This window comes from Citrobacter sp. (assembly GCF_050252275.1).
GTDB lineage: Bacteria > Pseudomonadota > Gammaproteobacteria > Enterobacterales > Enterobacteriaceae > Citrobacter_A > Citrobacter_A amalonaticus.
This window is the reverse complement of record NZ_JBFWLF010000065.1, coordinates 1-17068: the sequence shown is the minus strand read 5'-3', so window position 1 is coordinate 17068 and position 17068 is coordinate 1. Positions and strand designations below refer to the sequence as shown.

The 17068-nt window shown below is 55.2% G+C and carries 12 protein-coding genes; 10 read left to right on the top strand and 2 right to left on the bottom strand.

Features of this window, described 5'->3' with window-relative positions:
• On the bottom strand, positions 1 to 1176 hold a 1176-nt coding region (locus AB7E14_RS07835), incomplete at its 3' end, for an XdhC family protein (RefSeq protein ID WP_428169443.1).
• A gap of 48 nt (positions 1177 to 1224) precedes the next feature.
• Complete coding sequence (gene yqeC / locus AB7E14_RS07830) at positions 1225 to 1992, bottom strand: selenium cofactor biosynthesis protein YqeC (RefSeq protein ID WP_044327190.1); 768 nt, start codon at positions 1990 to 1992, stop codon at positions 1225 to 1227.
• A 48-nt stretch (positions 1993 to 2040) separates the two neighbouring features.
• On the opposite strand from yqeC, the gene mocA reads away from it, so the two are divergent.
• The 10 genes from mocA to AB7E14_RS07780 form a co-directional block, all read left to right on the top strand.
• Positions 2041 to 2613, top strand: coding sequence for a molybdenum cofactor cytidylyltransferase (gene mocA / locus AB7E14_RS07825; RefSeq protein WP_316962065.1), 573 nt, complete (start codon positions 2041 to 2043; stop codon positions 2611 to 2613).
• Positions 2614 to 2991: 378 nt separating this feature from the next.
• Complete coding sequence (gene ygfK, locus AB7E14_RS07820) at positions 2992 to 6096, top strand: putative selenate reductase subunit YgfK (RefSeq protein WP_316962066.1); 3105 nt, start codon at positions 2992 to 2994, stop codon at positions 6094 to 6096.
• Between the two features lie 2 nt (positions 6097 to 6098).
• Positions 6099 to 7427 carry a putative aminohydrolase SsnA gene (gene ssnA, locus AB7E14_RS07815; RefSeq protein WP_042999378.1) on the top strand — a complete coding sequence of 443 codons (1329 nt, stop codon included), beginning with the start codon at positions 6099 to 6101 and terminating at the stop codon, positions 7425 to 7427.
• Positions 7428 to 7472: 45 nt separating this feature from the next.
• Positions 7473 to 8252: a molybdopterin-dependent oxidoreductase FAD-binding subunit gene (gene ygfM / locus AB7E14_RS07810; protein WP_042999377.1), complete on the top strand. Its 780-nt coding sequence runs from the start codon at positions 7473 to 7475 to the stop codon at positions 8250 to 8252.
• The gene (locus AB7E14_RS07805) at positions 8249 to 11119 is read left to right on the top strand and encodes a molybdopterin-dependent oxidoreductase Mo/Fe-S-binding subunit (protein WP_428169442.1); all 2871 of its coding nucleotides are present in this window, start codon (positions 8249 to 8251) and stop codon (positions 11117 to 11119) included. The genes ygfM and AB7E14_RS07805 overlap by 4 nt, the downstream gene beginning before the upstream one ends.
• A 162-nt stretch (positions 11120 to 11281) precedes the next feature.
• Positions 11282 to 12682 carry a nucleobase:cation symporter-2 family protein gene (locus tag AB7E14_RS07800; protein ID WP_042999375.1) on the top strand — a complete coding sequence of 467 codons (1401 nt, stop codon included), beginning with the start codon at positions 11282 to 11284 and terminating at the stop codon, positions 12680 to 12682.
• Between the two features lie 17 nt (positions 12683 to 12699).
• Positions 12700 to 14016, top strand: coding sequence for a guanine deaminase (guaD, locus tag AB7E14_RS07795; protein ID WP_046401438.1), 1317 nt, complete (start codon positions 12700 to 12702; stop codon positions 14014 to 14016).
• A 32-nt stretch (positions 14017 to 14048) separates the two neighbouring features.
• Positions 14049 to 15416: a guanine/hypoxanthine transporter GhxQ gene (gene ghxQ, locus AB7E14_RS07790; RefSeq protein WP_058587097.1), complete on the top strand. Its 1368-nt coding sequence runs from the start codon at positions 14049 to 14051 to the stop codon at positions 15414 to 15416.
• A 63-nt stretch (positions 15417 to 15479) separates the two neighbouring features.
• On the top strand, positions 15480 to 16928 hold the full coding sequence (locus AB7E14_RS07785) for a nucleobase:cation symporter-2 family protein (RefSeq protein ID WP_061069612.1): 1449 nt from the start codon (positions 15480 to 15482) through the stop codon (positions 16926 to 16928).
• A 1-nt stretch (position 16929) separates the two neighbouring features.
• Positions 16930 to 17068: hypothetical protein (locus AB7E14_RS07780; protein WP_428169444.1), on the top strand; the 139-nt coding region annotated here is incomplete at its 3' end.

The following is a 17068-nucleotide window of genomic DNA, read 5'->3' as shown; positions in this document are numbered from 1 at the left end:
AGTAAACCCAGGCCCCAACGCAATGGTCACAGGAGCCATATCTTTTCGCGTACCCAGATTTTGTTTTGCCAGAATCGCATCCACTACGCAGACGGGTTTCAGTGCGTCAATCAGCGAACCGGCTGGATCGACCAGAATCGGGATAAAACCACGCTCGGCTAACGCCGCCGCTTCTGCTGACGAGGTGGCCAGTCTTGCCGTCACGCCTTCCACGATCATTTCACCATCAAAGACGGCCTGCGCGAACGCAACGCTGCGGCGAATGACGGTCGGTTTCTCCACTTCCAGCATGATCACTTTGAAACCGGCATGGAACAATCGCAGCGCCACGCCGCTGGCGATATCTCCCGCGCCACGAATCACCACCCGCTGATGGCCGGACGGATGCGCAGTGCGCATCATCAGTCCACCGGGCGCATTATTTTTAACCTGTAAGATCTCCGCCAGCACGCTGACCGCAATCTCCTGCGGCGTTTCAGCACCAATGTTGTAACCCACCGGCGCATGCAGGCGGGCAATGTGCTCTTCACCGACGCCCTTCTCCCGTAACTGACGCATAAACAACTGCACTTTACGACGGCTTGCCAGCAAGCCCAGCCACGCGACGGGTTGCTCGATCAATTTGTCCAGCGCTTCCCGATCCTGATTGTTCGTCGCGATAAGCACAAAGTTGTCCGGACGGATCTCCAGCGCATCCACTGCCGCGGTAAAAGAATCGGCATGTAACAACTGTACCGAGGGGGGAAAAACGTCCGGGTTAACGCTTTCGCGATAAACATCCGCTACGGCAATATCAAACCCTAACAGCGCTGCCCCCTGGGCAATCGCCCGGTTGACATGCCCGCCGCCGATTAACACTAGTCGCGGGCGCAGGCCGTGCACGCTAATAAAAACCGACATCGCGCCGCCGCAGTCCGAGCCAACGGCATCGGCGCCGTTGCGGGCCATCCGGCCATGAAACATACGCGGCTTTCTTTCCTGTAACGCCAGCAGCGCTTCGTCGATCACCTTGCGCTCCACCATGCCTCCGCCGATAGTCCCGACGATAGACCCATCCTGATGTACCAGCATCTGTGCCGAATGGCGGGGCGTGGACCCCCGGCTATCGACAATCTGCGCCAACGCAAATGGGCGGTTTTGCTCTTCAAGTTTTGCAGCCTCTGTGAAAATATTCATACAGACCTCAATGGATATCTTTTCAGGAACCCGGTGTTCCCGGCGTCGCTATCTCACAAATCTGCGCGTGATTGCAGGCGTTTCCTGTGCATTCCCGAGCCAGATAGCCTGCACATCACCGTCTGACAACAGTTGGATGAGCTCGCGTTCATCAATGGCATTCTCAGATTGAGAAAAACGATTGAGAAACCAGACGCGTCGACTGGCTGGCGGGGCATTTTTGAATGCCCCCTGTGGATGCTGAACCAGACGAACCAGCGCCTTCAGCGATAAGGGGGATCCCTCCGTCAGGCCTGTCATCCCGGCGAACGGAGACCAGCGATGCACCTGCTCTGCCCCCACGCGTTTCCCCAGCAGGTGTCCACCCATCACGGCAATCACGCAGCAACTGCTTTCAGGTATGCAAGGTTCGTGCTCATCTGGCGCTTTAAGCGGCATTCCGCGTGCGCCGTCTGCCTCGACGAGAACCACGTCACATTCCGATCGTCTGGCTAAGGCATCGATGGCGTCGGGTGAGAAACCACGTGCTTTTCCCAATGGCGCTTTCCACGACCGAAAGCAGGTGATGATGGGTTGCATTAACACGTGATACGGCAACCCGGCGGGCTCCCGACAGAAAAGGGTCGGCCAGGAGTGGTCAGGCAGAAACATATGCGTCGTCGTGGTGATGAATACCCGTCGACCTGATAACTGAAAGAGATGAGCGAGCCAGAAAAGCGTACTGGTTTTCCCACCCGCACCGACAATTGAAATAACCGTTGGCCGTTTCTGTGCACCTAAATCAAAGAATAAAGAAGCATGCCCCGGTATACTCATAAGCCTCTCTGAAGTGACATAACATCTAATCGACTGTATGGAATCGCCATGCCTGTCGTCGACTGTATAATTACTGCTGCTGGGTTATCATCCAGAATGGGGAAATGGAAAATGATGTTACCCTGGCACGCAGGAACAATTCTTGATGCAAGTATCAAAAACGCGCTGCAATTTTGTAACCGGGTGATATTAGTTTCTGGTTACCGCGCCACGGAGATACATAATCGCTATGCGAATCAGCCTAATATTATTATTACGTACAATCCGGATTATGCTCAGGGTTTATTTACGTCAATTAAGGTTGGCGCTGCCGCCGTGAACAGCGGGCACTGCTTCATCACGCACGGTGACATGCCTGAACTGAATAACGATATTTTCCGTAAAATCTGGGCGTTACGTAACGATAACGCACTTATCCCTTGCTATCAGGGCCAGCCCGGCCATCCTGTATTACTTTCCAAAAAATGCCTGTTGCAGGCCATCTCACAACCGAATGTCAGCAATATGCGTCAGGCATTGCTGCGCGGAAAACATAATCTTATTGAAATAAACGATGCCCGAATCACTCTGGATATTGATACGCCAGAGGATTTTATCAATGCGCAGAATCGACACAAATAAATAGGAAATACGGAGTTAAACGATTGCGTTCAAATATTTCCCGATTCATTTTTCACTTATCATAATGATAAGCGATCGCCATTTTTGAGAAAACAGAATGCGATGATGAAATACCTTATCGCCATACCTCTCCCGGCTGATTTTCATTCTCATTTAGCGTTTGTGAGATATTTCACAAAGCGGACTTAAGATTAGAAGCGCCTCACAAAATTATATTTTTATGGCTCTGCTTTGTGAGTAGTGGTGCGAATGTTGCTCTATTTCTCCAAACCGCCGGCTTTATCAGTCCCGGTCAACCAATGACATCTATGAACACGCGCACCTTCCGGTTGTCTTGCCACGACCTGAAGAAAGCCGAGTAAAGCTAAGGAGAGGGGTATGGGGGATATAATGCGTCCGATTCCGTTTGAGGAACTTTTGACGCGCCTATTTGATGAATATCAGCAGCAGCGCTCGATCTTTGGTATTCCTGAGCAGCAGTTCTATTCACCGGAAAAAGGCAAATCGATAAGCGTATTTGGTGAAACCTGTGCCACCCCCGTCGGCCCCGCCGCCGGCCCGCACACCCAGCTCGCACAAAATATCATCACCTCCTGGCTGACTGGCGGTCGGTTTATTGAACTCAAAACAGTGCAAATTCTCGATCGGCTCGAACTGGAAAAACCCTGTATTGATGCGGAAGATGAGTGCTTCAATACCGAATGGTCAACAGAATTTACCCTGCTGAAAGCATGGGATGAGTATCTTAAAGCCTGGTTCGCCCTGCATTTACTGGAGCAACTGCTGCAACCTTCAGGTAGCGAGACCGGTAAATCGTTCATTTTTAATATGAGCGTCGGCTATAACCTTGACGGCATCAAGCAACCGCCCATGCAGGCGTTCATCGACAACATGATGGACGCATCCGCGCACCCTAAATTTGCGCAGTACCGCGATACGCTACAGCGATGGCTGCATGATGAAACATTCCTCGCGCGCCACGGGTTGAACGCACATCGGGAACGTCTACAGGCGCTGCCGGGACGCATTCCCACAAAACTGGTGCAGGGCGTCACGCTGTCCACGATGCACGGCTGCCCACCGCACGAAATCGAAGCCATCTGCCGCTATATGCTGGAAGAAAAAGAGCTGAATACCTTTGTGAAGCTGAATCCGACGCTGCTGGGCTATTCACGCGTACGTGAAATTCTGGACAGCTGTGGCTTCGGTTATATCGGCTTAAAAGAAGAGTCATTTGAGCACGATCTAAAGCTCACCCAGGCGCTGGAAATGTTGCAGCGCTTGATGGCGCTGGCAAAAGAAAAGTCGCTGGGTTTTGGCGTAAAACTCACCAACACCCTGGGCACCGTCAATAACAAAGGTGCGCTTCCCGGCGAAGAGATGTATATGTCTGGCCGGGCGCTGTTCCCGCTCTCAATCAACGTGGCGGCCGTGCTTTCCCGGGCCTTCGACGGCCAATTGCCCATCTCCTATTCCGGCGGCGCCAGCCAGTTGACCATCCGCGATATCTTTGACACCGGCATTCGTCCGATCACCATGGCGACCGACCTGTTAAAGCCAGGCGGTTATCTGCGACTCAGCGCCTGTATGCGTGAGCTGGAGTCTTCAGATGCGTGGGGAATGGAACATGTCGATGTCGAACGACTGAATCGACTGGCGGAAGAGGCCGTCACGATGGCCTATACCCAAAAACACTGGAAACCTGAAGAGCGCATTGACGTGGCCGGCGGCTTGCCGCTGACCGACTGCTACGTCGCCCCGTGTATTACGGCCTGCGCCATCAAACAGGACATTCCGGAGTATATTCGCCTGCTGGGCGAGCAGCGTTATGCCGACGCGCTGGAACTGATTTATCAGCGAAACGCCCTCCCGGCAATCACCGGTCATATCTGCGATCATCAGTGTCAGTACAACTGTACCCGTCTGGACTATGACAGCGCTTTGAACATCCGTGAACTGAAAAAAGTGGCGCTGGAAAAGGGGTGGGATGAATACAAACGGCGCTGGCACAAACCCGCAGGCTCGGGTTCACGTCATGCGGTTGCAGTCATCGGTGCGGGTCCGGCCGGGCTTGCGGCCGGTTACTTCCTTGCCCGGGCTGGACACCCGGTGACGCTATTTGAACGCGAAGCCAACGCGGGCGGCGTGGTGAAAAATATCATTCCTCAGTTCCGTATTCCGGCAGAGCTCATCCAGCACGATATCGATTTTGTCGCCGATCACGGCGTGAAGTTCGAATATGGCTGTGCGCCTGATCTGACCGTACAGAGCCTGAAAGAAAAGGGGTTCCACTACGTTCTGATCGCAACCGGTACGGATAAAAACAGCGGCGTGAAGCTCGACGGCGATAACCCCAACATCTGGAAATCGCTTCCCTTCCTGCGTGAATACAATCAGGGAACTGCGTTGACGCTCGGTAAGCATGTGGCGATCGTCGGCGCGGGCAACACGGCGATGGACTGTGCCCGTGCGGCACTGCGTGTGCCGGGTGTGGAGAAAGTCACCGTGGTCTACCGCCGTTCGTTGCAGGAGATGCCCGCCTGGCGTGAAGAGTATGAAGAAGCCCTGCACGATGGGGTTGAGTTCCGTTTTCTCAACAACCCAGAACGTTTTGATGCGGATGGCACACTCACCCTGCGCGTCATGACGCTCGGAGAGCCGGATGAGAAAGGACGGCGCCGCCCGGTTGAAACCGACGAAACGCTGACGCTGCACATCGATAGTCTGATTACCGCCATTGGTGAACAGCAGGATACCGAAGCACTGAATGCAATGGGTGTTCCGCTTGACAGCAAAGGCTGGCCAGAGGTGAATCACAACGGCGAAACCCGCCTCACCGACGTGTTCATGATTGGCGACGTCCAGCGTGGCCCATCATCCATTGTTGCCGCCATCGGCTCTGCGCGTCGGGCCACGGATACCATCCTCTGGCGGGAAAATATCCGCTCCCACCATGGCGATAAACGCTGGAATAACGTCAGCCCCGCTGAAATCTATCAGCGTAAAGGCGAGATCGCGGTCGCGAAGGTCGATAAAGACGACCGTGACGCCTTTGTCGCCCAGGAAGCAGCCCGCTGCCTTGAATGCAACTATGTCTGCAGCAAATGCGTGGATGTCTGTCCGAACCGCGCCAATGTGTCAATTCCCGTGCCGGGATTCCAGAATCGCTTCCAGACGCTGCACCTGGATGCTTACTGCAACGAATGCGGTAACTGCGCTCAATTCTGTCCGTGGCAGGGCAAGCCGTATAAAGACAAAGTCACGCTCTTTAGCCTGCCGCAGGATTTCGACAACAGCAGTAACCCGGGTTTCCTGGTGGAAGACGATCGGGTCAGGGTCCGGCTGAATGACCAAAGCTGGGTGCTAAACATCAGCCATGATGGGCAGTTCGCCAGCATCCCGCCGGAACTGGATGACATGTGCCGCGTCATTAGCTATGTCCACCAGCATCACCATTACCTGTTAGGCCGCGTGGAGGGGTAATCATGTTGATTCTGAAAAATGTCACCGCCGTACAACTTCATCCGGCCAGCGTGCGTGAAGGGGTGGATATTGCAATCGACAAAGACGTTATTGTTGAGGTGGGTGACGCCCTGACGCAGCGCTATCCGCAAGCGCAATGGAAAGAGATGCATGGGCGAATCGTGATGCCAGGCCTGGTCTGTGCGCATAACCACTTCTACTCCGGTTTATCGCGCGGGATCCAGGCCAATATCGCCCCCAGCCCGGACTTTATCTCAACGTTGAAAAACCTGTGGTGGCGTCTGGATCGGGCGCTGGACGAAGAGTCGCTCTACTACAGCGGACTAATTTGCTCGCTGGAGGCGATTAAGAGCGGATGCTCTACGGTTATCGATCACCATGCTTCACCGGGCTACATCCAGGGCTCGCTCTCTACGCTGCGTTCAGCCTTTTTAAAAGTCGGTCTTCGGGCAATGACCTGCTTTGAAACCACCGACCGTAACGAAGGTATCAAAGAGCTACAGGCAGGCGTCGAAGAGAATATTCGCTTCGCCCGTCAGATAGACCATGCGCGAGAGAGCGGTAGCGAGCCGTACCTGGTGGAAGCGCACATTGGCGCGCATGCCCCCTTTACCGTGCCCGATGCCGGTCTGGAGATGCTACGCGAGGCCATCAACGCGACCGGGCGCGGGCTGCACATCCATGCGGCGGAAGACCGCTACGATGTCTCCCACAGTCATCATCTGTACGGTAAAGACCTGCTGGTCAGGTTGGCGGAATATGGGCTCATTGACCGTAAAACGCTGGTCGCACACGGCTTGTACTTGTCTGCGGAAGATATCGCCCTGCTGAATCAGCAAGATGCCTTCCTGGTACACAATGCCCGCTCCAACATGAACAACCATGTGGGCTATAACCACCATCTTACCCATATTCGCAATTTGGCGCTGGGGACGGACGGTATCGGCTCCGACATGCTTGAAGAGATGAAATTTGCCTTCTTCAAACATCGCGACGCGGGCGGTCCTCTGTGGCCTGACAGCTTTGCGAAAGCTCTGGCGAACGGCAACGAACTGTTGCACCGCAACTTCGGAGAAAACTTTGGCCAACTGGAAGCCGGTTATAAAGCCGATTTAACCCTCCTCGACTATTCGTCGCCGACGCCGCTGATCGCTGAAAACGTTGCCGGGCATATCGCTTTCGGTCTCGGTTCAGGCAGCGTGCACAGCGTGATGGTGAATGGCGTGATGGTGTATGAAGACCGTCAGTTTACTTTCGATACCGATTCCATTTATGCGCAGGCCCGAAAAGCCGCCGCCAACATGTGGCGGCGAATGGATGCGCTGGCATAGCCCATACCCTCTCCTGAACGGGAGAGGGAGTGATGAGGAATGATGATGATTGAACAATTTTTCAGGCCCGACTCCGTTGACCAGGCGCTGGAACTCAAGCGCCGCTATCAGGAGGACGCCGTCTGGTTTGCCGGGGGCAGCAAACTTAACGCCACGCCAACGCGTACCGATAAGCGGATTGCCATTTCATTGCAGGATCTGGAACTGGAGTGGATCGACTGGGACAATGGCGCATTGCGTATCGGGGCGATGACTCGCCTGCAACCGTTGCATGACGCCCGCTATCTCCCGGCGGCACTGCGTGAGGCGATAGGCTTTATCTACTCCCGCCATCTTCGCAACCAGTCGACCCTCGGCGGCGAGATTGCCGCGCAACAGCAAGAGTCCGTGTTACTCCCCGTCCTGCTGGCGCTGGACGCCCAGTTGGTGTGTGGTGATGGCGAAACCCTGTCGCTGGAAAGCTATCTCGCCGATCCACGCGATCGCCTGCTCACCGAAATTATCATTAAAGATCCCTTCCGCCCTTGCGCCACGCGCAAAGTGAGCCGTTCACAGGCCGGATTAACCGTCGTGACAGCGGCGGTCGCGTTGACTGAACACGGTGGCATGTGCATCGCGCTGGACGGCGTGGCGGACAAAGCACTGCGCCTGCGTGACGTGGAAACACAAACGCGAGAAGGTACGGAACTGGAACAGGCGGTCGCAAACGCCCTGTTCCCACAGGATGATATTCGGGGCAGCGCGGCCTATAAGCGCTATATCACCGGCGTGGTTGTCGCCGATCTGTATGCCGACTGTCTGATGGCCGGGGAGGACGTTGTATGATGATTCACTTCACATTGAACGGCATGGCCCGTGAAATGAAGATTAACCCGGGCGAAAACGTACAGAAGCTGCTGTTTAGCCTCGGCATGCACTCCGTGCGCAACAGTGACGACGGATTCGGTTTCGCCGGTTCGGACGCGATTCTCTACAACGGTCGCATCGTCAATGCCTCATTACTGATTGCCGCGCAGTTGGATCACGCGGAGATCCGCACCAGCGAATCACTCGGTCAATGGAATGCGTTGAGCCTGGTACAACAGGCGATGGTGGATGTCGGCGTCGTGCAGTCCGGTTATAACGATCCGGCGGCCGCATTGATCATCACCGATCTGCTGGAACGAATCGCGAATCCTACCCGTGAAGAGATTGACGATGCGTTGTCCGGCCTGTTCAGTCGTGATGCGGGCTGGCAGCAATATTATCAGGTGATCGAACTGGCGGTGGCGCGTAAAAACGATCCGCAAGCCCGTATGACTGTCGCCCCCACTTTCCGCGACGATCTCGCGGTGATTGGTAAACCCTGGCCAAAAACCGATGCGGCCAAAATGGTCCAGGCCAAACCCTGCTATGTGGAAGACCGTATCACCCCAGACGCCTGCGTAATTAAAATGCTGCGCAGTCCGCACGCCCATGCGTTGATCACTCATCTCGACGTCAGCAAAGCCGAAGCATTGCCCGGCGTGGTTCACGTGATCACCCACCGCAACTGCCCGGACATCTATTATACGCCCGGCGGGCAGAGCGCGCCGGAACCCTCCCCGCTTGACCGCCGCATGTTCGGCAAAAAAATGCGCCATGTCGGCGATCGTGTTGCCGCCGTGGTTGCAGAGAGCGAAGAGATTGCGCTGGCCGCGCTCGAACTCATTGATGTGAAATATGATGTGCTTAAGCCGGTATTGTCGATAGACGAAGCCATGGCAGACGATGCACCCGTCGTACACGATGAACCGGTAGTGTACGTTGCAGGCGCGCCACAGACACTGGAAGAAGATAACCGCCATGCCGCCCAACGTGGCGAGCACATGGTCATCAACTTCCCGATAGGTTCACGCCCGCGGAAAAATATCGCCGCCAGCATTCATGGTCATATCGGCGATATGGAGAAAGGGTTTGCCGAAGCGGATGTGATCATCGAGCGCACTTATCACTCCACACAGGCGCAGCAGTGTCCGGCAGAGCCTCACATCTGTTTTACGCGCATGGACGGCGATCGCCTGATCATTCACGCCTCAACTCAGGTACCGTGGCACCTTCGCCGCCAGGTTGCCCGTCTCGTTGGCATGAAGCAGCACAAAGTCCACGTCATTAAGGAACGCGTCGGCGGCGGCTTTGGTTCTAAACAGGACATCCTGCTGGAAGAAGTCTGCGCATGGGCGACCTGCGTGACCGGACGCCCGGTCTATTTCCGCTATACCCGTGAAGAGGAGTTTATTGCCAATACCTCCCGTCACGTTGCAAAAGTCACGGTCAAACTTGGCGCGAAGAAAGATGGTCGCCTGACGGCGGTCAAAATGGACTTCCGCGCCAATACTGGCCCATATGGCAACCATTCGTTGACGGTGCCGAGCAACGGCCCGGCGCTCTCGTTACCGCTGTACCCTTGCGACAACGTCGATTTTCAGGTCACCACCTACTACAGCAATATCTGTCCGACGGGGGCGTATCAGGGCTATGGCGCACCGAAAGGCACCTTTGCGATGACGATGGCGTTAGCCGAACTTGCCGAACAACTGCACATTGATCAACTGGAGATCATCGAACGCAATCGGGTTCACGAGGGACAGGAACTGAAAATTCTCGGCGCGATCGGTGAAGGGAAAGCGCCAACCTCCGTTCCTTCCGCCGCCAGTTGCGCACTGGAAGCGATCCTGCGTCAGGGACGGAAGATGATCGACTGGTCGTCGCCCAAACCACAGGACGGTGACTGGCGTACCGGTCGTGGGGTCGCCATTATTATGCAGAAATCAGGGATCCCGGACATCGATCAGGCGAACTGCATGATCAAACTGGAGTCCGATGGCACTTTCATCGTCCACTCCGGCGGCGCAGATATTGGCTCCGGGCTGGATACGGTTGTCACTAAACTGACGGCGGAAGTGCTGCACTGTGCGCCAGAGGAAGTGCATGTCATTTCCGGCGATACTGACCATGCGCTCTTCGACAAAGGCGCTTACGCCTCATCCGGCACCTGCTTCTCGGGGAACGCGGCGCGTAAGGCAGCAGAAAACCTGCGTGAGAAAATCCTCTTTCATGGGGCGCAGATGCTGGGTGAACCCGTTGCTGACGTTCAACTGGTAGCACCTGGCGTTGTACGCGGCAAGCAGGGCGAAGTGAGTTACGCTGAGATCGCGCACAAAGCGGAGACGGGAACTGGTTTTGGCACGCTGGTCGCCACGGCCAGTTACATCACCGCAGACTTCGCATTTCCGTATGGGGCGAACTTCGCCGAAGTCGCGGTGAATACCCGAACCGGCGAAATCCGTCTCGACAAGTTCTACGCACTGCTGGACTGTGGCACACCGGTCAACCCGGAACTCGCACTCGGGCAAATCTACGGGGCGTCAATGCGGGCCATTGGCCATAGTCTGAGCGAAGAGATCCTCTATGATGCCGAAGGCCATCCGCTGACCCGCGATCTGCGCAGTTACGGTGCGCCAAAAATTGGCGACATCCCTCGGGATTTTCGTGCCGTTCTGGTGCCAAGCGACGATAAGGTTGGCCCCTTTGGTGCCAAATCGATCTCAGAAATTGGCGTTAACGGCGCGGCACCGGCCATTGCCACCGCTATTCATGATGCCTGTGGCGTATGGTTACGCGAATGGCATTTCACACCGGAGAAAATACTGACCGCGCTGGAAAAAATGTAACAACGTGGGCCGCTCAGGCGGCCCGCTCACATGACTCAATAACGATTAAATGCCGTCTGCGGAAATGAGATAAGCCGTTCTCAGGGCAACCTGCGCCTCAAATTCGCAGAATTTAATTCTGCTGATTCAGATGATCAAATTTACTTATTAAGGAGTGAAGGGATGTCTGATATATCACGTGCAGGCTCAGATCTGATTTACGAACTGGAGGATCGACCTCCCTTTCATCAGTCTATTATCGGCGCGATCACCCACCTGCTGGCCATCTTTGTCCCCATGGTCACGCCCGCATTAATTGTTGGCACCGCGCTACAGCTTTCAACGGAAACCACCGCCTATCTGGTCTCAATGGCGATGATTGCATCTGGCATCGGCACCTGGCTGCAGGTCAATCGCTATGGCATGGTCGGTTCCGGCTTACTCTCGATTCAGTCGGTCAACTTTTCGTTTGTTACGGTGATGATTGCACTGGGCAGCGGGATGAAAAACGATGGATTCCACGAAGAGTTGATCATGTCATCGCTGCTCGGCGTTTCATTTGTCGGGGCATTTCTGGTGGTGGGCTCGTCTTTCATTTTGCCTTACTTACGCAGGGTCATCACGCCGACCGTCAGCGGCATTGTGGTGCTGATGATTGGCCTGAGCCTGATTAAAGTCGGGATTATCGATTTTGGCGGCGGCTTTGCGGCGAAAAGCAGCGGCACCTACGGAAATTACGAGAATATCGGCGTCGGGTTGCTGGTGCTGATCGTGGTGATCGGTTTTAACTGCTGCCGCAGTCCGTTACTGAGAATGGGCGGTATCGCGATCGGGCTGTGCGTGGGTTATATCGTCTCTCTGTGCCTGGGCATGGTGGATTTCAGCAGTATGCGCAATCTGCCGTGGGTTACCATCCCGACCCCCTTTAAGTACGGTTTCCAGTTCAACTTTCATCACTTTCTGGTGGTGGGGACCATTTATCTGCTTAGCGTGCTGGAAGCCGTCGGTGATATTACCGCGACCGCGATGGTGTCCAGACGACCCATTCAGGGGGATGAATACCAGTCACGCCTGAAGGGCGGCGTACTGGCCGATGGGCTGGTCTCCGTCATTGCTTCTGCGGTGGGTTCACTGCCATTGACGACCTTTGCGCAAAACAACGGCGTTATCCAGATGACCGGCGTCGCCTCTCGCTATATCGGCCGCACCATCGCCGTCATGCTGGTGCTGCTTGGACTGTTTCCAATGATTGGCGGTTTCTTTACCACCATTCCTTCGGCGGTGCTGGGAGGCGCGATGACGCTAATGTTCTCGATGATCGCAATCGCCGGGATCCGCATCATCATCACGAACGGGCTTAAGCGCCGTGAAACGCTGATTGTTGCCACCTCGTTGGGACTGGGGCTGGGCGTCTCCTATGACCCGGAAATATTCAAAATCCTGCCTGCCTCAATTTATGTGTTGGTGGAAAACCCCATCTGCGCGGGCGGTCTGACCGCCATTCTACTGAATATCATTCTCCCAGGAGGCTACCGGCCTGAAGAAGTGCTGCCGGGCATCGTCTCCCCGGAGGAAACGGATTAACGGTAAAGGAGTTTACGATGTCTGGAGAACACACGTTGAAAGCGGTACGCGGCAGCTTTATTGATGTCACCCGCACCGTTGAAAACCCGGAAGAGATCGCCTCAGCGCTGCGATTTTTGGAAGACGGATTGCTGCTGATTCGCCAGGGAAAAGTCGAATGGTTTGGTGAGTGGGAAGCAGGAAAACAGCAGATCCCTGACGCCATCCGTGTCCGTGACTATCGCGGAAAACTGGTCGTGCCGGGATTCGTTGATACACATATCCACTACCCCCAGAGCGAAATGGTCGGTGCCTATGGCGAGCAGTTGCTGGAATGGCTGAATAAGCACACCTTCCCGACCGAAAGACGCTATGAGGATCTGGAATACGCGCGCGAGATGTCGGCTTTTTTCATCAAGCAACTGTTGCGTAACGGCACCACCAGCGCGTTGGTTTTTGGCACGGTGCATCCGCAGTCCGTGGATGCGCTATTTGAAGCCGCCAGCCATATCAATATGCGCATGATCGCCGGCAAAGTGATGATGGATCGTAACGCGCCGGATTATCTTCTGGACGACGCCGAGAGCAGCTACCTGCAAAGTAAGGCGTTGATTGAGCGCTGGCATAAAAATGGCCGCCTGCTGTATGCCATCACGCCGCGCTTTGCCCCGACCTCGTCACCGCAACAGATGGCGATGGCGCAGCGTCTGCGGGAAGAATATCCCGATACCTGGGTACATACCCATCTCTGTGAAAACAAAGACGAAATTGCCTGGGTTAAAGAACTCTATCCTGAACATGACGGCTATCTGGATGTATACCACCAGTACGGACTGACCGGCAAAAATTGCGTCTTCGCCCACTGTGTCCATCTGGAAGAGAAAGAGTGGGATCGCCTGAGCGAAACCCACTCCAGCATCGCCTTTTGTCCGACCTCAAACCTCTACCTCGGCAGCGGTTTGTTCAATCTGCAAAAAGCCTGGAGGAAGAAGATCAACGTCGGTATGGGGACCGATATCGGCGCCGGTACCACCTTCAACATGCTGCAAACGCTGAACGAAGCCTACAAAGTGGTGCAACTACAGGGGTACCGGCTCTCGGCATACGAAGCCTTTTACCTGGCGACGCTCGGCGGCGCGAAAGCGCTGGGCCTCGACGATCTGATTGGTAACTTTATGCCGGGCAAAGAGGCGGACTTTGTGGTGCTGGAACCGACAGCGACGCCGCTGCAACAACTGCGCTATGACAACTCTACATCCCTGGTCGACAAATTGTTCGTGATGATGACGCTGGGCGACGATCGCTCAATTTACCGCACTTACGTCGACGGACGTCTGGTGTACGAACGGACCTGACAGAACGCTAACATCCTGCTGAGGACATCATTATGTCTGGAGATATTCTGCAAACCCCCGGCGCGTCGAAACCACGCAGCGCGCTGGATAATTACTTCAAGATTACGGCGCGTGGCAGTACCGTGCGTCAGGAAATACTGGCCGGGTTGACCACCTTTCTGGCGATGGTCTATTCGGTCATAGTCGTGCCCGGAATGCTGGGGAAAGCGGGATTCCCACCCGCCGCCGTCTTTGTCGCCACCTGCCTCGTCGCAGGCTTCGGCTCGCTGTTGATGGGCCTGTGGGCCAACCTGCCGATGGCGATCGGCTGCGCTATTTCGCTGACCGCCTTCACCGCATTCAGCCTGGTGCTGGGGCAGCAGATCTCGATTCCTGTCGCCCTCGGCGCGGTTTTCCTGATGGGGGTCATTTTTACCGCTATCTCGGTCACCGGCGTCCGGACCTGGATCTTACGAAACTTACCCATGGGTATCGCGCATGGCACAGGGATTGGCATCGGGTTGTTCCTGTTGCTGATCGCGGCGAACGGCGTCGGTATGGTGATTAAAAACCCGCTGGAAGGGCTTCCGGTGGCACTCGGCGCATTTACCTCTTTTCCGGTTCTGATGAGTCTGCTGGGACTGGCGGTCATCTTCGGGCTGGAGAAATGCCGCGTCCCTGGCGGGATCCTGCTGGTGATTATCGCCATCTCGATTATCGGATTGATATTTGACCCTGCCGTTAAATATCACGGCCTGGTCGCCATGCCCAGCCTGAGCGGTGAAGATGGTAAGTCTCTGATTTTCAGTCTTGATATCATGGGCGCCTTACAGCCTGCGGTGCTGCCCAGCGTACTGGCGCTGGTGATGACGGCGGTATTTGATGCTACCGGCACCATCCGCGCCGTCGCCGGACAAGCGAATCTGCTGGATAAAGACAACCAAATCATCAACGGCGGTAAAGCGTTGACCAGCGACTCCATCAGCTCCGTATTCTCCGGTCTGGTGGGCGCAGCGCCGGCCGCCGTCTATATTGAATCCGCTGCGGGAACCGCCGCCGGTGGAAAAACAGGACTGACCGCCGCCATCGTCGGCTGTTTGTTCTTGCTTATCCTGTTCTTATCGCCTCTCTCTTACCTGATACCCGGCTATGCGACGGCGCCTGCGCTGATGTACGTCGGCTTACTGATGCTCAGTAATGTCTCAAAACTGGATTTCAATGACTTCATCGATGCGATGGCTGGTCTGGTCTGCGCGGTCTTTATCGTCCTGACCTGCAATATTGTCACCGGCATTATGCTCGGTTTCGTGACGCTGGTTGTCGGTCGCGTTTTTGCCCGGGAATGGCAGAAGCTGAACATCGGTACCGTCATCATTACCGTCGCGCTGGTGGCGTTTTACGCCGGCGGATGGGCTATTTAAGCGAGGCTCCGCGCCAACGTGCGCGGAGCTGTTCTATCGGCCTCGCCATTCAGGAGAAAACGCATGAGCGCCATAGATTCCCAACTTCCCTCACCGTCGGGGCAGGGCCGCGCCACCGATGAGGTCGACCGTATATTATCGCCTGGCAAGCTGGTCGTCCTCGGTCTGCAACATGTGCTGGTCATGTACGCGGGCGCGGTCGCTGTACCGCTGATGATTGGCGACAGACTCGGCCTCAGCAAAGAAGCTATTGCGCTGTTAATCAGCTCGGATCTCTTCTGCTGCGGGATCGTGACCCTGCTGCAATGTATTGGCATCGGTCGCTTTATGGGGATTCGCCTGCCCGTGATTATGTCGGTGACGTTTGCCGCGGTGACGCCGATGATTGCGATTGGCATCAATCCGGATATCGGTCTGTTGGGTATTTTTGGCTCAACCATTGCCGCTGGCGCGATCACCACACTCTTAGCGCCGCTTGTCGGTCGCCTGATGCCCTTATTTCCACCGCTGGTAACGGGCGTGGTGATCACCTCGATTGGTCTGAGCATTATTCAGGTGGGCGTTGACTGGGCTGCAGGCGGAAAAGGTAATCCTGAGTATGGGAATCCGGTCTATTTAGGGATTTCATTTGCGGTCTTAATCTTTATTTTATTAATCACCCGATTTGCCAAAGGCTTCATGTCCAACGTCGCGGTCCTGCTGGGGATCATCTTTGGCTTTGCGTTGTCATGGATGATGAATGAAGTGAATTTGTCAGGCCTGCACGATGCCTCGTGGTTCGCGATTGTCACCCCCATGGCCTTCGGCACCCCTGTCTTTGATCCGGTGTCGATTCTGACCATGACGGCTGTGTTAATCATTGTGTTTATTGAATCGATGGGGATGTTCCTGGCGCTCGGCGAAATCGTCGGTCGCAAACTCTCATCGCAGGATATCATTCGCGGCCTGCGCGTGGATGGCGTCGGGACAATGATTGGCGGAGTATTTAACAGCTTTCCCCACACCTCATTTTCCCAAAACGTTGGCCTGGTCAGCGTCACGCGCGTGCACAGTCGATGGGTCTGCATCGCTTCCGGCGTCATCTTAATTTTGTTTGGCATGGTGCCGAAAATGGCGGTTCTGGTCGCCTCCATTCCGCAGTTCGTCCTCGGCGGCGCGGGTCTGGTGATGTTTGGTATGGTACTGGCAACCGGGATCCGCATTCTCTCGCGCTGCAATTACACCACGAACCGTTACAACCTCTACATTGTGGCCATCAGCCTGGGCGTCGGCATGACGCCGACGTTATCGCATGACTTTTTCTCTCGCCTGCCTGCCGTTCTCCAGCCGTTACTGCACAGCGGAATTATGCTTGCCACCTTCAGCGCTGTCGTACTGAATCTGTTTTTCAATGGCTACCACCACCATACCGGGCTGGTGCAGGAATCCGTCTCGGATAAAAACCTGAAGGTCAGAACGGTTCGAATGTGGTTACTGATGCGCAAGCTGAAAAAAAATCAGCAGGATGAATAGCATGAATCTCTTTTGGCGCTGCCTGATTACCTTGCTGTTGCTCATGCTGATGTCGATACCCGCCATTTCTGACGGCATTGCGCTGGGTATCGAAAGTCGCTTCCGGTTTATGCTGCTGTTTTTAGATCGGAAGAGCGTCG